This is a genomic window from Mucilaginibacter gossypiicola (assembly GCF_900110105.1).
GTDB lineage: Bacteria > Bacteroidota > Bacteroidia > Sphingobacteriales > Sphingobacteriaceae > Mucilaginibacter > Mucilaginibacter gossypiicola.
This window is the reverse complement of record NZ_FOCL01000002.1, coordinates 181,925-202,379: the sequence shown is the minus strand read 5'-3', so window position 1 is coordinate 202,379 and position 20,455 is coordinate 181,925. Positions and strand designations below refer to the sequence as shown.

General features: G+C 41.3%; 24 protein-coding genes. 5 read left to right on the top strand and 19 right to left on the bottom strand.

Annotated features, from left to right (window positions below):
- Positions 1–7: 7 nt before the first annotated feature.
- From BMX50_RS06045 to BMX50_RS34190, 13 genes are all read right to left on the bottom strand, one after another.
- Positions 8–670 carry a hypothetical protein gene (locus BMX50_RS06045; RefSeq protein ID WP_091209156.1) on the bottom strand — a complete coding sequence of 221 codons (663 nt, stop codon included), beginning with the start codon at positions 668–670 and terminating at the stop codon, positions 8–10.
- Positions 667–1,332 carry a hypothetical protein gene (locus tag BMX50_RS06040; protein ID WP_091209153.1) on the bottom strand — a complete coding sequence of 222 codons (666 nt, stop codon included), beginning with the start codon at positions 1,330–1,332 and terminating at the stop codon, positions 667–669. Before BMX50_RS06040 ends, BMX50_RS06045 begins: the two co-directional genes overlap by 4 nt.
- A gap of 1 nt (position 1,333) precedes the next feature.
- Positions 1,334–3,748 (bottom strand): TraG family conjugative transposon ATPase, encoded by a 2,415-nt coding sequence (locus BMX50_RS06035; protein WP_091209150.1) that lies wholly within the window; start codon positions 3,746–3,748, stop codon positions 1,334–1,336.
- Entirely contained in the window at positions 3,726–4,013 is a 288-nt protein-coding gene (locus BMX50_RS06030) for a plasmid transfer protein (protein WP_091209147.1), read from the bottom strand. The genes BMX50_RS06035 and BMX50_RS06030 overlap by 23 nt, the downstream gene beginning before the upstream one ends.
- Positions 4,013–4,318 carry a DUF4134 domain-containing protein gene (locus BMX50_RS06025; RefSeq protein ID WP_073404471.1) on the bottom strand — a complete coding sequence of 102 codons (306 nt, stop codon included), beginning with the start codon at positions 4,316–4,318 and terminating at the stop codon, positions 4,013–4,015. The genes BMX50_RS06030 and BMX50_RS06025 overlap by 1 nt, the downstream gene beginning before the upstream one ends.
- Before the next feature lie 141 nt (positions 4,319–4,459).
- Entirely contained in the window at positions 4,460–4,753 is a 294-nt protein-coding gene (locus tag BMX50_RS06020; RefSeq protein ID WP_244280874.1) for a DUF4134 family protein, read from the bottom strand.
- Positions 4,750–5,028 carry a hypothetical protein gene (locus BMX50_RS06015; protein ID WP_091209145.1) on the bottom strand — a complete coding sequence of 93 codons (279 nt, stop codon included), beginning with the start codon at positions 5,026–5,028 and terminating at the stop codon, positions 4,750–4,752. Before BMX50_RS06015 ends, BMX50_RS06020 begins: the two co-directional genes overlap by 4 nt.
- Positions 5,025–5,339, bottom strand: a complete 315-nt coding sequence (locus tag BMX50_RS06010) for a hypothetical protein (RefSeq protein ID WP_143065098.1) — start codon at positions 5,337–5,339, stop codon at positions 5,025–5,027. The genes BMX50_RS06015 and BMX50_RS06010 overlap by 4 nt, the downstream gene beginning before the upstream one ends.
- Positions 5,323–5,964 (bottom strand): ParA family protein, encoded by a 642-nt coding sequence (locus tag BMX50_RS06005; protein WP_091209140.1) that lies wholly within the window; start codon positions 5,962–5,964, stop codon positions 5,323–5,325. The genes BMX50_RS06010 and BMX50_RS06005 overlap by 17 nt, the downstream gene beginning before the upstream one ends.
- A gap of 12 nt (positions 5,965–5,976) precedes the next feature.
- Complete coding sequence (locus BMX50_RS06000) at positions 5,977–6,927, bottom strand: relaxase/mobilization nuclease domain-containing protein (protein WP_091209137.1); 951 nt, start codon at positions 6,925–6,927, stop codon at positions 5,977–5,979.
- Between the two features lie 316 nt (positions 6,928–7,243).
- On the bottom strand, positions 7,244–7,642 hold the full coding sequence (locus tag BMX50_RS05995; protein ID WP_091209134.1) for a plasmid mobilization protein: 399 nt from the start codon (positions 7,640–7,642) through the stop codon (positions 7,244–7,246).
- Between the two features lie 138 nt (positions 7,643–7,780).
- Entirely contained in the window at positions 7,781–8,719 is a 939-nt protein-coding gene (locus BMX50_RS05990; protein ID WP_091209132.1) for a hypothetical protein, read from the bottom strand.
- A 345-nt stretch (positions 8,720–9,064) separates the two neighbouring features.
- Positions 9,065–9,334, bottom strand: coding sequence for a hypothetical protein (locus BMX50_RS34190; RefSeq protein WP_143065097.1), 270 nt, complete (start codon positions 9,332–9,334; stop codon positions 9,065–9,067).
- A 291-nt stretch (positions 9,335–9,625) separates the two neighbouring features.
- Between BMX50_RS34190 and BMX50_RS05985 the strand changes: the two genes are divergently transcribed.
- Positions 9,626–9,859, top strand: coding sequence for a hypothetical protein (locus tag BMX50_RS05985; RefSeq protein ID WP_167667826.1), 234 nt, complete (start codon positions 9,626–9,628; stop codon positions 9,857–9,859).
- Here BMX50_RS05985 and BMX50_RS05980 read toward each other — a convergent pair.
- Positions 9,856–11,034, bottom strand: coding sequence for a hypothetical protein (locus BMX50_RS05980; RefSeq protein WP_091209126.1), 1,179 nt, complete (start codon positions 11,032–11,034; stop codon positions 9,856–9,858). The genes BMX50_RS05985 and BMX50_RS05980 overlap by 4 nt on opposite strands.
- Before the next feature lie 75 nt (positions 11,035–11,109).
- Entirely contained in the window at positions 11,110–12,375 is a 1,266-nt protein-coding gene (locus BMX50_RS05975) for an aminotransferase class I/II-fold pyridoxal phosphate-dependent enzyme (protein WP_091209124.1), read from the bottom strand.
- A gap of 170 nt (positions 12,376–12,545) precedes the next feature.
- On the opposite strand from BMX50_RS05975, the gene BMX50_RS05970 reads away from it, so the two are divergent.
- From BMX50_RS05970 to BMX50_RS05960, 3 genes are all read left to right on the top strand, one after another.
- The gene (locus tag BMX50_RS05970; protein ID WP_091209122.1) at positions 12,546–13,112 is read left to right on the top strand and encodes a Crp/Fnr family transcriptional regulator; all 567 of its coding nucleotides are present in this window, start codon (positions 12,546–12,548) and stop codon (positions 13,110–13,112) included.
- Positions 13,113–13,188: 76 nt separating this feature from the next.
- The gene (locus BMX50_RS05965; protein ID WP_091209120.1) at positions 13,189–13,677 is read left to right on the top strand and encodes a MauE/DoxX family redox-associated membrane protein; all 489 of its coding nucleotides are present in this window, start codon (positions 13,189–13,191) and stop codon (positions 13,675–13,677) included.
- Between the two features lie 137 nt (positions 13,678–13,814).
- Positions 13,815–14,135, top strand: coding sequence for a hypothetical protein (locus BMX50_RS05960; protein WP_091209117.1), 321 nt, complete (start codon positions 13,815–13,817; stop codon positions 14,133–14,135).
- Positions 14,136–14,160: 25 nt separating this feature from the next.
- Here the strand turns inward: BMX50_RS05960 and BMX50_RS05955 are convergent, their stop codons facing one another.
- From BMX50_RS05955 to BMX50_RS05940, 4 genes are all read right to left on the bottom strand, one after another.
- Complete coding sequence (locus BMX50_RS05955; RefSeq protein ID WP_091209115.1) at positions 14,161–15,534, bottom strand: RagB/SusD family nutrient uptake outer membrane protein; 1,374 nt, start codon at positions 15,532–15,534, stop codon at positions 14,161–14,163.
- Positions 15,535–15,540: 6 nt separating this feature from the next.
- Positions 15,541–18,747 carry a SusC/RagA family TonB-linked outer membrane protein gene (locus BMX50_RS05950; protein ID WP_091209112.1) on the bottom strand — a complete coding sequence of 1,069 codons (3,207 nt, stop codon included), beginning with the start codon at positions 18,745–18,747 and terminating at the stop codon, positions 15,541–15,543.
- A gap of 9 nt (positions 18,748–18,756) precedes the next feature.
- Positions 18,757–19,311, bottom strand: a complete 555-nt coding sequence (locus tag BMX50_RS05945) for a TlpA family protein disulfide reductase (RefSeq protein WP_091209110.1) — start codon at positions 19,309–19,311, stop codon at positions 18,757–18,759.
- 141 nt (positions 19,312–19,452) lie between these two features.
- Entirely contained in the window at positions 19,453–19,731 is a 279-nt protein-coding gene (locus BMX50_RS05940) for a hypothetical protein (RefSeq protein ID WP_091209106.1), read from the bottom strand.
- A 375-nt stretch (positions 19,732–20,106) separates the two neighbouring features.
- On the opposite strand from BMX50_RS05940, the gene BMX50_RS05935 reads away from it, so the two are divergent.
- The gene (locus tag BMX50_RS05935) at positions 20,107–20,385 is read left to right on the top strand and encodes a helix-turn-helix domain-containing protein (protein WP_091209104.1); all 279 of its coding nucleotides are present in this window, start codon (positions 20,107–20,109) and stop codon (positions 20,383–20,385) included.
- Positions 20,386–20,455 lie beyond the last annotated feature (70 nt).

The following is a 20,455-nucleotide window of genomic DNA, read 5'->3' as shown; positions in this document are numbered from 1 at the left end:
CACTTTCTCATTTGAGATATTTTGCGTTTTGAATAATGTCCTTTCCAATGTTGATATCGGCATCGATAAAGTTTTGAAATGGATTAGCGGCTTTGAGCAGGGAGGCCAGGTTGGAATATTGCATCATGCTCAGCATGTTGCCGGACAAGTTTTGAATATTACTTAATTCGGAAATCACGTAATCGAAAAGCATTTTGCGATCCGAAGCTTTCATCTGGTTTACATCTCCTAAGGATAAAGTAAGTCCGGTAACATAGCCCATCAGGTCTTTTGCCTGCATGACGAATTGTAGTTCCGATTGATATCCGATAGCCAATAAGGCCGGGTTTTTCTGTACCAACTGGATAATTTGTGCCTGGTTACTTACGATCCGGCTGACCATCGGGCTTGCATAAATGCCAATCTCCGCGAGATTGATAGCCGTCCCTAACGTATTATAACGTTGTTGTAATTCCCGGTAAGTCGCTTTTACTTTTGAGAGCAAGGTAAGGTTCGCCTGTTCATTGGCACTCACCGTGGCCTGTTTATTTCTGGCGCTTACCTGTAATTTGTTCTCCGACTGAGATTCTGATACCAGTTGATGAATGCCAACGATATCCAATGTTTTTTGCTGGGCAAATAGAACAAACTTAGATCCCAAAAACATAACGAGGAAAATCATTTTTTTCATCGCTTCAGGTATTTAGCGTTGGTCAATACGTCATTGGCAATCCGCACATCCTGATTTTGCCATTCCGCCCAGGGATTTAGCGAGCGAAAAATGCCATCGATTTTCGCCCAATACATGGCCCGGTTCATACCATAAGAGATACCGCGGAGGATGCGCATTTCGGTTGCAATATGGTTAAGCAATTTGCCGCGCTCACCTGAATCCATGAGGTTATTTGTCCCCCCTTTTAAAACAAAGGCGCTTACATCTGCCGTCAGCATAGCCGCCCGTGTTTGAAAATCACGAGCCCCTTGCTCGGCGAAAAGCAATAGCACCGGGTTGGATTGTGCAAGCTTAATTGAGCTTTGGATATCAGTAACAATGTCTGCGCCGCACTCTGCTATTTCCTTTATGGTGGTTAGGCTGCTGATGACAGCTGCTACCTGGCTCAAACCCTGATATATTTTATTTTGCAGATTGTTGACGACGATCAACTGCCCGCTAACCGCCAGCTGACCTTTTTGAATAAGGTCGAGTTTATTGTTAGTAGTATTTAATTGTCCGTTTATAGTTGAGGCGCTTACTGCAATTGCCCCGGAAACAGCTGGGTCGAAGACGATTTCCTGCGCCCAGATTGTTGCATACAGCAGACAACCAAACATGGTCATAATTATCTTTTTCATATTAAGATTGATTTACTTGGGTAATAAATGCGGGTAGCGTTTTACCGCTCAATTTAAAATCCTCGACAAAAGCATCCAGGCCCTGGCCAAAATCACTGAACCTTTCAATGTATTTTTCTACCGCAGATTTTTCAGGCTTCTCTGTCGTATAGGTCAAATATTGATGCAACGACACTTCTACACCGTAAACTTCACCGATAGCCCCGCGACGTATATACACTTCTTTAAAGCGCCCCCGATTTTCCGAATTATCCAGCTGATTTATCGTAAAGATCTTACGGCGTTCAATTTCGCTTATGGACAGCAAAGTGGCTATTTCATTATAGTTATCACGAAACTTGGTTTGATCCAGCAAGCAGACGGTATCTGAATTATTAACAATGCTATCCTTCACCACGTTATTGCCGATGATATCACCAAGTTCCTGGGTGACGACGATGGCTTCACCCCAAAACTTGCGAACGGTTTTATACAGGTAGAGTAAATAACCTGCCATGAGGGGACTGGCAATCGCCTTCCAGGCCTCCTCAACGATAAGCGCTTTCCTGCGGTCAGAACGATATCGCATCTTTTGGATGAATACGTCCATTATCGAGAGCGTAACGAGGGGAAACAAAATTTTCGACTCCTTAATCGAGTCAATTTCATAGACGACGAACCGCTCCGTAAAGAGACTTTTATCCGTTTCATTATTCAGCATGGTAGCAAATTCACCTCCCTTGTAGAACTTTTTCAGCACATACCGGAATTCATCGAAATCAAAAACGATCCTTTCTTCCTGTTTGATTTCAGGTATTTTTTGGAGTGCAAAATCATAGAAGGTGTCAAATCTTAAATCTCCGTTTAGCGGGAAATTTGTAGCGTAATATGCCGAAATGACATTGGAAATCACATCACGCTCAACCGGAGCGAGTGTCCCTTCCGCTCCTTTCCACGCAACACCAATCAGCGTACACAAGAAATCTTTCTTTTCGATGTTATACTCCCCTTCTGTTATTTTGAAGGGGTTCATAGTTATGGGTGACTTATCCGTATAGGTGATGTATTTTCCCTTGTAATAAGCACATAAGCCAGAATAGGAATGACCAGTATCGACGATCACTACATCCATGTTGTAAAGCATGTATTGCTCAATCAGGGCATTCATAAAAAAGCTTTTACCCGAACCACTGGGGCCAAGGACAAATTTGTTGCGGTTGTTGATGCGTCCGGTCCTCATGGGAAGATCGGCAGGATCAATCCCGATGGGTATGCCCTGCCTGTTCGTAAATCGAAGCAAGAAATCTGACGGCTCATCTTTGGGTAATGACTCCTTGAAAAAGAAACAAATGGCTGCGTCGCACGTAGTCAAAAACCAATCGTAAATTTTTAGTTCACCACCATTTCCAGGTAATGCCGTGCGAAAAAGTTCCAGTTGGTTATAAGCATTTTTGCTGGGGATAATCCCTAACTGAAAGAGGGAACTTTCGACAAAGTTGGCTGCCTTGTCCAGGGTTTCCCTGGCAGCGCAGATCAGGATATTGAAATGCGCATTTACCAGCAACTGGTTTTCCCTCGCCACATCAGTTAACAATTGATCGATATCCTCAACGCAAAGCTGGTTGGCCGGGTCCGGGATTCCTGCATGACGTTTTTTCTTTTGCTCCAGTTTCCGTAATGTCATGACTTGGTTAGGAATTTCAATCACCTGGTTGTATACCACTGCGTCACAACCCGGAACCTTAAAAAGAAAGGACAAAAAATCTATGGGAAATCCACGCGTGGTTTCCTTATCGTTTAACTCGATATGTGTAGACACTTCCGGTGGCAGATCAATACTGTCGATATTGACCAGGCTGATGCTACGGATCGCACGATCACCCAGGTTAACTTCGGTCTCTGTAGGAGACAAGTTATTCAGGATAATGCTGCCACTCTTGAAATCCATGCTTAGCATTTGCAGGACAAGCAGGTTTATATCCGCTTCATTCATTACCCTTGCAGAGGGCAGGACGTCGAGCACTTTTCTTATAGACTGTAAAAAGTCTTTCAAGCCTTTTGCATCATAAGTATAAAAAGCACCTTTTTTTACCTGTTTGGTAATGGTCATATAGGTTGAAATCCGGAGGCATTCCCGACCTTCAAAATGTTCATTGTAGTGACGCTGTAAATACTCGTTGGCTTCATTGGCCCGAAAGGCGTACCGGCTAATCACATCATGTTTTTGAAGCAGATGGCCCTCGCCAAGGATTTTGATGATATTGATTAACAGATGATGATATTCTTCATAACCTGAAGGATCGGCTGAATAGCGGGTGACGGAGTTGTTTATTTCTATAACTATTGAATGCTCACCTGATAAGCCGATGAGCAAATCGTATTTGCCGTCCTTATTAACCCCCGCGTACGGAATGTTAAACAAGCTTTTTGCGGACATAATGATTGAGTATTAAAATGTTGGTATTTCGGCTTTTGGCGTGAAGACCGCCTTTTTGCTTAGATGCAGTGTAGAGCAGACCGCCGACTATGCTCCCGATAAGCACGAATGCGCCAAGCCACATATTGATTAATGACATGACCAATGCCCCGGCCACAAGCCCAGTGAGTAAAGAGGCAATTCCCCAATAGATGAACTTGCCTTTGAAGCCCTTGAAAATAAGGGGCTTCTGCAGCCCCTTATAAACAGCAAATTTCCTGGCCATTACAATCCGAAGAATGCTTTAATGACCAAAGCGGATACTACAAGGAATACACACGAACCTCCCCATCCCATCAACTCTTTGTTGATGTCTTGATCTCCGGAGTTCCATTTGGAATACACTCGGATTGCGCCGACGATGCCGACAATACCGCCGATAACAAGGGTAATGTTCGTTACAGGTGCGACATAGGTTTTAAGGGTTGATGTGGCGGTATTTAAACCATTTACACCACTTTGTGCGAATACAGGCACAGAAAGAGCAAGCAGCACGGCTGATGCCCAAAGTTTTTTTGTTTTGTTAAACATTAAAAAGGAGAAAAAAATCGAGGCGGAGATCTTTTAAAGCCAAATGGAGAAAATGGCTGGGTATGATAACAGGCGTTTAGATCACGATATACGCCGTAAGTGATACACCCGATGGAAGATGGATGAATAAAACGGTTGCTGCTAAATGCCAAAGATGGCACGGAGAAAAACTCCTGCAAGCGTCATAAAAATGGCAGCAAAAAACCAGGCGGCGACATCCGCGCTAAATTTGTCTGTGCCCGTTTGCGCATTTTTATAAATGCGCAAACCGCCAATGATGCCGAAGAGACCGGCAACTATCAGCGATAAATCAAAAGCAGAGAAAAAGGTAAATTTCAAGTCCTGTTGTGCCTGTTGCATTTCTGCAATTCCAGGCTGGGCCGAAACTGAACAGGCGGCAAAGCAACAAGCCAGAACAAGGAGAATTTTCTTCAATAGCTTACCTGTTTAATATACTCTACCGCTTCATCGCGGCAGAGATTAAACATACTTTTAAGAGAAACGCCGCCGCTTGCGTATATAGGAGAAGCGATGTCGGCGCTTGACAATTCAGGTGCAAGCTGTACAGCATTGACCTGTTCATGGAATGAAAGTTCGTTTGTGTCGCCTTCAATATCCTGTTGGTTGCGCAGGTGATCCCACGCAATGAGTATCAAATAATAGGCGGCGTAAATGCCGCCAAGCCAAAGAATGAATTTAAACCAGTTCATAAATCGTTGTTTTGAATAAAGTGTTTAATGATTGTTTTTATCTCGGGTTGGGTATCGAGCAGGTTTTTGACAGCAAAGGCTACCAGTTTGGAAACGTCAACGCTGGTGGCCATTTTAAATTGATTCATTGTCCTTACTGTTCTTTCATCAAATCGAACGTGTACCATACTTTTGTTCGTACTGGTGTCAAATGCGAGAATCGCCTCAAGTATGGCGGCCTCGAATTTCTTTTCAGCTTTGCGATGCTTTTTGGCTTGTTTTTCAGTAGGTTTTATGAGTTCCTGTCTCAGCTGGTCAGCCAGCGATTTCATGTTTTCCATATAAATGATCAGCATAGATTTTTTCAAAAACTGGGATGATTACCGGGTAAAGGGAAATAGGTGTTTGGAAAGTGTTGATGCGCTGAAAGTCGATGCGATCCGGGAGGATATCTGTAATTACCCCGAACTTGGAAAGCTGTGCATTGACTTCCTCCATGATTTCAAATTTGGCGTTCGCCTTTATTCTGTTGGGGATGAACACCATTTTAATTTTAGGGTTCACTTTCCGCAATACGAGCGTGAACAACATAGTGGATTCAAAAGTGAATTCATCGTAGGCAAACGGGCAGATAAAAAGGTCAGCTGCAGTAAAGACAGCTAATAGACCATCATCATCAAGCTTGCCGGGGAGATCGATCAACACAACATCTTTGCTGTTTTTTATCAGTACATCTTTAAGCACAGGGAAGGTTTCAAGCGTGGCTGAAAGGACCTCATAAGGCTCTTTATTTTCCAGTATTTTGGCTTTCTCGAATTTCTGATATAAGGACTGCTGGTAATCCATATCAATAACAGTTACCGGGCATTTTTTTGCCGATGTGAGATAGTTAGCCAATGCGAGTGACGTAGTACTTTTACCCGCACCGCCTTTTTGGTTTCCAATAATTATAAGCATGATTTAAAGTTTTTAACGCGTATTGGTTCTTGCTTTCTTTTGCCGCTTTCGGCGCATTCCATGAATTTGCTGGTCGTCTACATCGTCTGCGATCCATACCGGGCGGATGAATGAAGCTGCGACATGGCGGCGATCTTCTTTTTCTGATTCCGCAGAAACAACTATATCCTCTTGTACATAACTTGCCAGTACTTCTTTCAGTGAAAGGATTTCACTACCCTTTAAAACCAATTGATGCTTGTGATCGATAATCGAATAACCGTATGGTTGTTTGCCTTCGGCCGAATGAAATATAAGATCGATTTGATATTGCTCCGCCAATAGTTCTTTAAAGTCGGTCCGGTGTTTGATCCCTTTGAAAAGCTCCCTCAATTCTGAAATCCGATCAATTGGCCGCTGGTATTTACTGATCTTTTCAGTGATCAATCGCTCATCGAATTCTTTACCCGGCAAGCCAAGATTTTCCATAACCATAAAGAACTGGGCACGCGTACTGAAAGTATAAGCCAAAGCCTTTTCTACACCCAGTACTTCTTTAAGATTGCCTACAGCGCGCAGTTTCTCATATGCGCTATTGATCTTTTTACCTTGTTTATCAACCCTTACAGAAACCACATGAACGTGGTTGTTATCGGTGTCCTTGTGGTAAATGATCAGGTAAGGCTGACTGCCATAAGCCATTTTATCCAGCCAGGCTATTGCTATTTTCGTTAGCTCCTTACTTGAATAGGTTCTCCCTTTTGCGGATAGCACCGCGTGAAACTGCGGTTTCTTTACCCGGGTATTTTGGGCAGCTATCATTTGCAGGTAATTGACATAGTCCTGCGGCCTTAAACGGCTAAGCCCCTGTAGTGATCCAAAATTGGCCACATGCATCAATTCTCCCTTATTCCGGTCAATTTTGTTCGTATTGTAAACCACGCCGCTGAACTTTGCAGACGAGGAAAGAATTTTAACGATCATAAAAATGTAGCTGAGTAATGGTAGAGCTGAGTTGCTATGTTGCTGGGTATTTGGATAACAGTATAAAACGATATCAGCAGAGCAGTCTAACTTTAGAACGATTTAACTTTGTTCCCATATAGCGCTATTACTGACGATCAGTGTAATCCTATAACCGCATAGCTGCGGAACCAGGTACCCAACTATCAAGCGATCATTATAAACCTGGTAACTATGTTTCGACATAACGGTGGAGCGATATATCCCCATATCCATATTTCCAATGATCGGTATACCAATGGAACTGATGATCATTAAAGCTGTGTACATGGAAAAGCTATGATCTTCCCACCAGCCTGATCACCTTGCGCAAGCTGATTTCGAGTTGTAGCTGGATCTGAAGATATTTATGAAAATGAACATTAAATTGTTCGGCAACTAATGGCGACAATGCACCCTGAAGTTTGAGGGTGTTGGCATGTTTCGCCAGCTGGTTAATATTATTTCCGATCCTGCCCAATTCTGAGAAAATGTCATCCAGGCTCATAATAAGTTCTTTTGCATTAATTATAACTGTGGGGGCATTATTTAAAACCCTTTTCCTCAACAGCTCAGTCTTGCTAATCCCTAATGTTTGCTCCAAAGTGATGATCAGGTTATATTCATCGTCTGTGAATCTGACATCGATTTTTTTAGTTCTTTTTCCACTTTTTAATTGGGGCCTGCCTTTTGCCATTGATAATCCTCCATAAAAAAACGAGTTGCGCTGTTTTCAATTCCCCCCGGGGGCAAGATCCTTTTTGTCGGACAAAAAGACATCTTGCCGTAGGAAAATCAAAGATTTTCCCGGATATCTAATTCCGATTTTTGCACCCTAACGTCGACGTAAAACACCCGTTTTTGGAACGGTTTCCATACTTACCTGCTGTTCGTGCATTTTAGCGGCGGCGACGAGTTTATCGTTGTAATCATTGAATCCATCAAAAGTACCCGAACGATCACTGGCATAAGGCAACGCCGCTATAAACTCGTTTGTTGCTGTCAAGCCTGATTGATCACGATCGAAATAGACGTCTAAGAAGGAAAAAGATTTTGCCTTTTCAATTCCGTCAGCCAATAAAGCAATTGAATTTAAAACGATGATACTATGATCAGCCGTCGCATTTTCCACTTTCCAGCTGAGGTAGTTTATAAAACCCTCAAACACAGCTGCTTTCTTGGAGTGACCTTGTATAAAGCTTATCGCTTTGTTCCCGAGACATCCTTTAAAATACTTGTTCCGAACTTCCCAGGCATTCTTTTCATTTTTCCAGCCGGCGGCATAAAAGCTTTTTCGATCACCTTTCTGATCCTGTACGAAATAATAGATCTCCTGAAGGATGTCCCTTGCCTGTTCAAAAATCTGACGCCTTTTAAGATAATTGGTAATGGCCGGATGTGTTCCAATGGGTTTCGTTTCAATTACAATGTAGTTGGGCACCTTAACCGAAATGCGGGGCCGCAATGGTTTTTTTTCGGCAATGCTGACATCGCATACCATTTGGATTTTTTTGATGACCTCGCCAAAGGATAAATGGCTCCACATTGCCAGGCCGAGGTCAACAATGTTACCGCCTTTGCGTGTGCCGTGGTCAAACCAAACACCCAGCTCATCATTTACACTAAATGATGGTTTAGTGTCGTTTTCCCTCAACATGCTCAGATATAATTTTTCTCGCCGAGATTTTTTAACTGGATGATAGCCAAGTCGCGCCAAAAAATCGACAAGAGACGCCTGATCTTTCAGCTCTTTAGCTGTAAGTAATACTGACATTTTTTTAAAAGTTAAAAGGGTTAATACTCGAAAAGGCACTTGGTTCCTGGCGAAAACATCACTGTCTTCAAATGTTGATTTTTCTTACCAGTTGGAAAAGTTTGCCTTGAACAGGACTGATTCCATGTACCGGCAGCGGGTAACGAACCCGTTAATTCATTTCTGCCGGTAGATTTTTTCGGGATTACTCACGTCGCATCCTACGATACGGGCCTTCGCCTGCCTATGCGCTTTCAGATATTGATATACTTTCAATCTCACCTTCGCATAATTTCCTGCTTTTAGCAGGATAATGTTTCATCCCTATACGTCAAAGACCGTTATAAGCCAAGCGCTTACAGCTTTTCATCTGCTAGTGGCAAATGGTTGTGCCTGTTGCTGGCAGCGGCAACGCTGTCCAGTGGTTCTATCAAGAATTTTTGCGGAACTTTTTCCAGGCACATTGGAAGGGGAAATCAAATGTTGTGTCAACCAGTGGTCGACATTGCCTCGGCTGTAGATAAGGTGGGCAATTGCATTGCTGATCATATAGCTCATCGCCCTACTTTCAGTAACTGCATTTGCGCCGGTATAGTCAGCATTAAGCATTAACAGAGATAAACCCTCGAATTTCATGAAGGCAAATCACGTTTTTAAGCACACGCTAAAACAGTGAAAGGGGGTGAAAGAATCCTTTCACCCCCTTTGACAAGTGGTATTATAAAACAAAGCGAAATCTACATATTTGACTGATAGTCAACGGCCTATAACATGCCATTTTTTGGTAAGAAATGTTTAGACCCTAAAAAGAACATCATTTAAAAAGAAAGTAAATCGAGATTAAAAAGGCAATTGCTTTTAAGATTCATTTTCAATTTTGCCGTAAAAGCTGCAAATTTGGTCTATACTACAAATGCAGCATTTTATATGTTAGAAAACGCAAAGCTTAAATTTTCATTCCCGAAATTAGGTATGGCTGGTGAGTTTACAGAGCGCGCCGAGAAGCTGGGTTTATTTAATCTTGGCGATTTGATGTCAGTGAATCTATCAAAGCTAAAAGCTCACAGAGAATTTAACTATATGTGGTATGCTGAAATGTTGAATATGCTAAAGAGCCACGGTCTTTTGCACGAATTTCAAAAGCGCACATTAGAAGCTTAATTATAATTAGAGAGGTTATAGTTCGTATTTAACCAGTTCAGCATGCTGATCAAAATGGCCTTTAATTTTTGAGCCGTTGCGTGTTCCACCACACTGGATTTTTTCTGAAGACTTTCCGGTGAAATAAAATCAGTGTTTGGTGTATAAAAATTCTTGGCAAAAAAAGCAAAAAGTTCGCCGATATGTTCCTTGGCCAAAACGCCTTTTTCTACCAGCAAACGCAGGAAGAGCCCGAGTTGAGCCACCGAAAGATTGACCAATATCCGTCTACCACGGGTTTGATAATGCATGTCATTAGCCAACTGAAGGCTGATTTTCAACCGCTCCTTAACTATAAAATATTTTTCCGAAAGGAATTTATTCAGTTCATTATAAAGCTTTTGTTTTTCCCAGGGGCATTTCAGGCCAGAAGTCACGGACAATTCATATAAATGACTTTTCAAATCCAGCAATTTTTCTTTTTGTTCAAGGAGCCCATCCTGTTCAGAAACCCTTTTATTCCAACGTTCCAGGCAAAAAAGAAAAAAATCAGGAAGGTTAAAGTCGTTAACAATCAAAAAGTCAACGACCTCTTCAGACTTGGAAAATTTCCTTTTCAATAATAACGCGACAAGCTTTCGAACATAATTTTCATCTGCTCTGCTTAATGTTTTTTGATTGATGATATGGTTCAAACCGCTTGTCAGCAAAGAAATGATATTGACATCAATATGATGGCTTTGCAGATAGACAGCGGCAGCGTTTGCCGACACTCTCAGTTCTTGCTTAACCCGAAAGATTGCGTAATGGCTAATTGCGGTATGGGCGGCAATGCGCGGGTATCTTTTTGCAAGTACATCCAGGAAGTTTTCAAATAGCTCGCACGACGACAGATAACTTTGTCTTATACGGGCTGCCATGATATTTTTTTGCCAAACTTTATTATACCGGGTCAGGTATTCACCAATCGTATTACTGAGATCAGTTATGAAAATAATTAGTTCAGCAATATCGATTCTCTGACTATTTGATACAAAGATTGATCGGATATGATCATGGGATAATTCAGTAATTGCTGATATAATGAAAGTATTCCATTTTTCGAACTCACTATCGGTCAAAGATTGTCCTGTGATATTGTTCGGATGCAGCGATTCTTTTACGAACTGTTGAAGTTGAACGGAGACGTTTTTCATATTGGATATATCTTTCCTCCATAAGGTATTTAAAAAAGCTGTTGACGATAAGATTGTATAGTCTGCTTATGGGGATCACGCGTGATAATTAGTTGATATTTTTAGTATTTGATCAATTTGTTTGAAGGCATCAAGCACCCTGTCTAGCTGTTCAAAGCTGTGAGTAGCCATCATATTCATCCTGATACGCGCATTCTTTTTCGAGACAGCAGGGTACATTATAGGATTAGTATAAATGCCGGAATTAAGCAGCAAGCGGCCGGCTTCCAGTGTTTTGGGGATATCGCCGATCTTAACAGGTATAACAGCTGACGCAGTTGTTCCCACGTCGAAACCCGCGGAGATCAAACCAGCTTTCAAATAATTGATATTATTCCACAGTTTTGTTCGCCATTCAGGCTCTTCATCCACTAAATCAATTGCCTTTAATATTCCGAAAATGGCGGGCGTAGCCGTCGTCGAAAATAAATGCTGCTTGGATTGAAATTTTAAATATTCGATCAGGTTTGGTTCACCGAGAACGTAGCCGCCGATGTTTCCCAAGGCCTTACTGAATGTACCCGTTATAATGTCAACTTTATCGAATGCATTTTCTAATTCAATTACACCTCGCCCTGTGTTTCCTATCACGCCAATACCATGAGCATCATCGACTACCAAATAGGCGCCATAACTATGTGCAAGGTCGGCAATGGCCCCGATAGGTGCAAGGTCCCCATCCTGACTATACACGCCATCAATAACGACCATTCGCGTACGATATTTATCCTGCGCATTTTTTAATACTTTTTCTAACATGTCGAGATCATTATGAAGGAATGTTTTAACACTGGTGTTGAGTGCGCCTTCGTAAACGCTGGCGTGTACGGCCATATCTAAAATGGCCAGGTCTTCCTTATGCAAAATGCATTGTAATGTTGCGCTGTTGGCAGTATAACCGGTGGTATATAAAATGCCCTGTCTTTTTCTATAAAATGCGGCAATTTTTTCTTCAAGTAATTTGTGGTAAATGAAATGGCCACCTATGGCCGGGGAGGCCCCGGAGCCCGTGCCAAACCTGGTGATACCGTCTATCACAGCAGCTTTTATTTTTGGATGCTGGCTAAAGCCCAGATAATCGTTTGAGACGAGGCAGACCGACCTGGTGGTTTTCGTATGGCCCGGAAGCAGTAAATCCATTTCCGGACCTACGGGCGATACAGATTCAATCCGGTAATTAAGATGACCGTTATTTCGCAGGAAGTCGAGGTATTCATGAAACTCGTTGACAGTAGTATAAAGGTCTTGTCCAGGGACATTTTCAAAGTCCTTGAAACTAGCATTTTGAAAATTTTTATTCATAGTGATGACGTTATAGAATAAAAATAGGTCACGATTTTTCCAAAAATTGGGACATGAATCAATTCTTTAACAATTAGTTAATAATTCTCGCGCATGTCCCAACTTTAGAAATTTCGCCCTTTAATTTTGACTATTTGAGGATATGTTTCTGATAAGATAATAAGGATGCCATGTTAAATAACACCGTGAGTCAGGTTCTTGAGGATGCCGGTCATTTTTCCAACGAGTTTACCATATCATTGGAAAGCCATTTACATGCGGAAATTTATAGAAGCAAACAGATTATTCATGCGGCCGGTCAAATAGAAACCAATCTCTATATAGTCGAAAGCGGCTTTGCCAGGAGCTATTATTATGACCGCAAAGGAACTGAACACACCGTCAGATTTTACACAGCGGGAGAACTCATTTTCTCTTATGAAGGATATTATAAGGTTCCATCTTTTTACTATACCGAGTTTATGGAGACCTCCAACACCATCGTGCTTAGTTATAGTGATTTGAACGATCTGCAAAAAAAATTTCTTGAAACGTCTTTTCTGATCAAGTTCGCTCTCTTAAAGAGCCGCAAAGAAGAATATGAGCGGCAAAACATTTTGACACTACCAGCAAACGAGCGTTATGACCGGTTACTTGAACAAAATCACATAATTTTTCAAAAAAGCCCGGCAAAATTCATCGCGTCTTATCTCAATATGTCAAGGGAAACACTCGCCCGCCTGATGGGCAGACACTAATCGCAGGTGTGATAAGTATCACTTTCAAGAGTTCAAAAATTTAATAAAGTTGTAGCAATCGTTTTGATTGTTTGTAATGATTGTCATCGTTAAAACTTTTGGGAGTACCGAGCTTTATCCTACAAATTTGGCAACGATGAGACGCACCGATATACCTGACCTGATTTCATTTTTACTGATACTCATGTTCAGTTACGCAGCCTTTAGCAAATTGATCGCATTCAATAACTATAAAATTGAAATGCACAGGCAGCCGGTTCCAAAATGGTCAGTCGATTATCTCATCGTGCTGATACCCGCTTCTGAACTGGTGACCATTGCTGCAATGCTTTTCAGAAAAACGAGAATGATCGGCTTTTTTAGTGCTGCGTTCTTGATGCTTGTATTTACGGTGTATGTTGTGCTAGCGATGACAGGCGCTTTCGGAAAAGTGCCTTGCGCATGTGGTGGAATTATAAACAACCTTAGTTGGGGCCAGCATCTTGTATTTAATTTGATATTCCTGTCGCTAAGTGTGTATGGAGTAATTATTAATGAGAAAGAAAGGAGGTTCATTGGCAAGTAATCTAAAAAACATTCTTGTTCAATGGCGTAAGAGATTGCGTTGAACACGGCTCATGATTCCGAAATATCGAATAAGTATAAAATAACTTGATTACAGAAGTTTTTCCCGCCTTTTGATTGATAAAAGCGGACATCAATATGAAAAATAAAGTTTTAGGCGTATTAGCCATCGTTATAGCTTTAAGCGCAAGTGCGTTTACAACGAAAAAAGCTAACAGCAATTTTTATATTTACACAGGTAGTACATCTCAGGCTGATATTCAAAATATCAGTAATTACCAGAGCTCTACCCTTGCACCATGTAGCGGCTCATCGGATGTTTGTGGGGTAACAATGACAACCAGCCGTCCCGCTGGGCAAACTCCGGTGGCATCTGAATTCAATGCAGAAAAAGCGAACTTGTGGTCATCTCAACAAGGTCATGCTGCCGCAGATGGCAACATAGAAATGAAAAACTAAAAAGAAAGGGGCGTGAGCCCCTTTTTTATGGATTTTGTATTAGCCCGCTTAAATCTATTGCGGACCTATCTAATTGGATTACAAACCTGTCACTGCCCGGATTCAGTGTATAAGTTGTTCCATTTAAATTCCTTGTTAAGGTTGTCTTAAAATTATCGTCTGAATTGAGCCTTCGCAAATCTGTCCAGCGAGCATTTCTAAAAACTAACTCTTTGCGTCGCTCAGCCAAAATAAAAGATAGCAATTGATCTTTCCCTGCTATCGTAATATTTACAAACGCTCCTTTTTTCCACCTTGAACTTAAAAGCGTGTTCAATGCCGCAAGCGCGTCTCCATGCCTATCAAGTCTGACAGCACATTCCGCCTTTATTAAATACAGTTCATCGGTGGCTAAACCGGTAAAAACCGCTGCGTTATTTTGACCCGTGTAATTTCCCTTGAACGCATAACTGCCATCCATATTCGCTTTGAAGAATAATACCTTTCTAAGATCATTTAAATCATAGCTGCGATATAAGGTTGTATCTACTTTCGCTCTCGATGAGGCAAGTGCTTGTGGTGCCGCAGAACGGCAATCAAATATAACTTCGGCGTTGAATTGGGCAAATGGAATAGCCGACGTCTTATTTATACTATTGAAATCCAGTAATTTATTGTAAATGTTCAAGGCTGAGTCGGCATAAATTCCAGCCGAACGGTAATTACCCATTGATAAATAAGTGCGCGCTAACATTCCAAATGCAGCGCATTTGCCGGCGTGGTATTTCACATCGCTTACTGGTGGCAACAATGCTGAGGCATTTTTAAGATCTTCAATTATTGAATTGTATGTAGTGGCAATAGTTGACCTGACTGGCTTGATGGCAACATCTGAAGTTAGTCTTAAGGCAATTCCTAAATCATTTGAAGCGCTAGAACTCTGATAGGCTTTGCAGTACAACTGGGCCAGTGCGTAATGATAGCTTGCTCGAAAAAACAACGCATTACCTTTAACAACGTTTAATCTTGCAGGGTCTGTATTATCGATTTTTGGGACTGCATCCAGGATTATGTTTGCATATTCAATCGCAGAATATGGCGTAATATAATCACTACCGATCAAATCATATTTTTGCCAGGTGTACAAGTTGCGTTGAACATCTAATATTGATGACCAATCCGAAACTTTTAAATAATAGTTATCTGAACTCACTTCGGCCGCTGAGGGAAAACGAGCATTTAGAAATGAATAGTTATTTAAAATCCCTTCTAAGTCTTCAATCGTTGAAGGCGTAGCCAAAGACTGGTCAGGTTTTGCATCGAGGTATTTTTTACAGCTTGAAATTGTTAAACTAAAGGCAATTAAAAGGCACACCCATACCTTGCATTCGTGTGTATTATTAGCAATCATGATTTTCATGGTCAATTAGAGATTGGTTTTAAAGCCGATAGAATAAGCGGCCGGTGTTTTTATTCCGTAGATGAAATCTGGGTCAATCCCAAATTTATTGGCCTTCCAAATGAGCACATTGAGCTGATTGGCGTACAGGTATACCTGCAATTTTTTAAAAATTCGCGAAGAGCTTCTAAGCGGCACATCATAGCTCAAGTAGATATCCTGAATTCTAACGTTATCAGCTTTGGCAACATTAACAGCGGAATAGTGGTAAAATTGATCCCGCTCAGAGTCGTCAGGGTAAATAAAAGAAGGGACATTTGTATTGTTTTCCTCGCCGGGCTTTTGCCAACGACTTTCATAATCCTTGTAACCTACACCGCTACTTAACAAAGTACCATAGTTCGTAGCAGGCTTCCTGAAATAATAGTTAAACCGATAAGTTATGTTGAACGCAGCCGCAATACCTTTATATTCAATGGTGTTACGAATGCTGCCAAACAAAGAAGGGACAGCTGAACCGTTAATAACCTGTTGATCAACAGGATTTTTTGTTATAGCAGCGTAATCCTTACTAATTTGTCCGTTAACATATCCCATTGGATCGCCTGTTTGCGGATCAAGACCTGCCCATTTGTAACTTGCAATTATATACGGGTTGTAACCCAGAACCGGGAAGATATAAGTGCCATCACTCACCAAACCCTCAGTGCTTACAGGGGCAAGATTTTTGGTTAGCTTATAATTGATATAACTTACGAGCAAAGTGCTTGACCAACGGAAGTTACCATCCAAGTTAATACTGTTAAGCACCAGGTCTGCCCCCTTTGTGAATATTGCTGCTGAATTTCTATTTACTGCGGAAAATCCTGTCGTCGGATCAGTGATAACGCTATTAATCAGGTTATCTGCATGCTTGTTATAATATTCCAGGCTACCACTTATTCTATTATTTAAAAAACTGAAATCAATTCCAGCGTTAAACGTTTTTACTTGTTCCCAGCTTAGGTAGGGATTTGCAGGCGAATTTATACCCACATATGGTGCATGTACCGGAGATCTGGAAGCATCATAATAAGTGATACGAGTGAGCGCAGATTCATTCGGCGAAAGATTTCCCGATTCGCCATAGGTTATCCGTAATGCTAACTGCGGCAACCAGGATAAATGGTAAAACGGCTCCCGGTCCACATGCCATAATAAGCCGGACGACCACAATGGGCGCCATTTTTGGTTTGTTGCAACGCCAAATAAATTAGATGCGTCCCGCCTTGCGCTTGCAGATATGGTATACCGATCTAAAAAAGTATAGGCCGCATTTGAAAAAACGGATACAAAGCGGTTATCGTAACGCGTTAGACGTGTGCCATCGGCTATATAGCCATCCCCATTGATCTCATCATAGGTGGGATACATATTTGCATAATCTACAGGCCTTGTGGTTAGCGTATTTGAGTCATAGCCGTAAATCGTTTGATAGGAATTATCGCTTTGGGTTTTCCGGATTTCGCCACCTATAATCGCAGTCAACCTATGATCTGTGCCCCACTGTCGGTCGACATTGATTTGGCCCCTTACCGCATCCTGCTTGCTTCCACCACTATTAGCATACACTATACCACCTTTTGGAACAATATAAGCAGGTATGCCATCATCTATTTGTGTAAATGTGTTTATATAATCTCTTGCAGAATAAGTGTTTAAGTTATTTACCTGCCGGCTGTCGCTCCAGGACTGCTGATGCTGTAATTTAAAGTCTGCGGTTAGCCATTTAAGAAATTTATAGCTTGTGCCAATGTTGATCAAAATGTCATTGGTGCTGCTCCTGTTATCATTATTAGCCAAATCCTGTAACGGCCGGTATTTCCAGTCCAGTAATTTTCCATTCCCTGCTGTGTCGGTAAATGCACGGTTGTGATATAGGTCGATCGCCGCCGGACGCCCTGCCGCATCCACCAAGCTTGCATAGGGAGCCATGCCGTTGTTATACGTTGAATAGCTCCCATAACCTCCGGGACTGTTATTATGACCGTTTGTACGGGTTAAGATCAGGTCCGTTTGTAATGTCCAGTTCTTCGTAAGATTGATCTGCTGATTCGAACGAATGGTAAATCTTTCATTACCATTGCCGCGCAGGGTCGCTAGATTCTTATCATAACCAGCTGAAAAAAGGTAACGAACATTAGGACCGGACCCGGTGAGATTTAAGTAATACTGCTGACTAACGGATGGGCGATATAAATAATTTTTCATATCAGTCCTTACATCGTGGGTGGCCAGTTTATCAATCTGCGTGTTTGCGTCTCCTGACGTAATCTCTCCGTTTCTCACCTGGTTCAATAAATCAACAACGGGAGAATAACCCGGATAACTGGGGTCATTTAAAGCATCGTCGTAAAAACCGTTTGCAAAAAGCTGTTTTTCAAGATCGATATAACTTGAAACAGAAATTTGGTTGGCTTTGAAAAGATCGGGCCTTGGTGACACGGTCAAATTTGAATTAAAACTGACGGAGATGGGCTGACCGGCGCGGCCTTTCTTTGTAGTAATTACAATTACTCCATTTCCTGCACGAGCACCCCAGATCGAAGCTGCAGCGGCGTCTTTAAGAACACTTATGCTTTCAATGTCATTTGGATTGATGTTATTAATATCTCCGGAATAAGGAAAATTATCTAACACGATCAAGGGCGAAGCGGCATCATAAATAAGGGTGCTTAAACCTCTTATTTGTATGGTATGCTGCTCGATATCGTGATTGTCGAAAATCAAGCCGCTGGTGATGCCATCTAACCTGCTTATAATATCTGGCCCAACTCGCTGTTCCAGAACTTTGCGATCCAATTGATAAAATGACCCGGTAGCGCGCTCCTTGGGAATATTTTGATAGCCGGTGCTAACTGCTACTTCTTTCAATTCTGTTATAGAAGGTAATAAAGTAATTTTTAAAGGAGTCGGATCATTCTCATGAATGGCTCGTGTTAGCGTTTTATAGCCCAGGCAGGAAACTATCAAAGTATCAGATGGAGGATTAAAAACTAACCTAAAATGCCCTTTTGAATCTGAAGTCATTTCAGTTTTGTTTTTTTTCCAATAAACATTAGCTCCTGCTATTGGCTCTCCCGAACTGGAATAAACTTCACCATAAATAAAGTAAAAAGGATTCTGTGCCGATGTTTTTTCTGAATAAAGAGTTAGTATTAAAAATACTATAAAGGAGATATGTGAAATTTTCATCCTGATAGCTTAATCGATTTTTTCTTCCATAGTTAATTTCTCACCTGATATAGCCTTCGCTACATTTTTTGGATTAACCTCCTTTTTACCAGTTATCCCAATGATGAATCCATTTTTATCGATCCATATAGTGTGAGGAACAGGTCGGAATTTAAAATACGGATGAACCACGGAATCAGGAAAAACTATTGGAAGATCAAAGCCATGTGAAGACCACGCTTTCGTTCGTTTAATTACGATATCTACAGTTCGCTTGGTATCTCCACCAGCGTTTACAAGCAATACCTGCAGTTGATCCGGATACGCTTTTTGTAATGAATCTAGCTCTTCGAATCCATCTATACATGAGGAACAGTAGGTATTCCAAAAATCCAGGATCACAACCTTGCCCCTCGACTTGGAGAGTTCCAAAATTTTCTTTTTGGAGTTTATCAGGTTAGTAATTATCAGATCGGGTATCTTATCACCGATGTGAAGATATTTTTTTTGAGGATTTGTTTGGCTGAAGGCAGGAAAGTAAAGGCAATAGCTTGCCATTACGATTAATATCGTTAATTTTTTCATGGAAATTTTTAGTTGAAAATTTGAGGAAATAAGAATCAAATACGGTCGATAATGGCGGCCATAGTTAATTAATAGCTGACCGTGCCGCCATTATCCTAAGATCATTCTGGTGGACAGATGACCAGTTGCCATACGTTGAACTTACTTTTCTTCATTCCCAGTCGTGATTTTAGCTTCTGACAATGCGTGCTGTAGTTCAGCGCGATGGTAAATTTCAGATACTAAAGCTGGGATGTTTCCGAGGCCGGAGTTTTCAAGAATTTGCAGAGAATTTGCATCCTGGGATGTTGCCAAGTTCCGGGTAAACCAGTCATTTAATTCATGCTGAAACTGATCATAGGGTACGGATTTAAACCGCTCCATGATTTCAGTCAGGGAACCAAATTCAGGCAATTCAGGAAGTGCTTTTTTCGCGTCCATTTTAATGATATTAGTTCATTATCAGGAGTCTGCAAGAGAGATTGTTTCTGTAAAATACTACAGGCATGGTTCCCAACTTATCGCACCGGAAGGGTTTGCACGCCCTGTAAACGCAAACAAGAAGGGAGCCCATACCTGTAGCATGGGCATTCCAGCTTCTCATCCTGCATTTACCTTCTAAGTGCAAATTTTCCGGCGCAAGACTCAAAGCGAATGCTTCAATATTTTCGAAGTATCCGCAAAAATAACATAAGTGACTCAATCACCTATACGTTTATTTAGCAATTATTTAATTATCAAATATAATAAAAAATTAACTTTTTAGTCGAAATGGACGTAATAAAATATTCAGTTTGATGCTTGCTTTACTTAAGCATGACAGAAAAGTATCGGAATCAAGATTTCATAGATAAGGTGGCGAAAAGAATTGAGGAGATACGGACCCAAAAAGGTATTGTTCAAGAAGATATCGTTGATCGTACTGGGTTTACATTAAAGCAGGTTTGGATAATGCTTAACGGCAAAAGCAACTTTACCATTTCCAATTTAGAAGCGATTGCAAACGCATTGGAAGTTCATCCCAAAGAACTTCTTGACTTTAACCATGCTTCGAAAGTTCAAGCTCCTACCAGAAAAGAAAGAAAAGGTAAATAATTCGAGTCCAAATTCATTGGATAAGCTGTGAAAAGCTTAAAATTGCGTGCTGATTAATCGGTACACAACT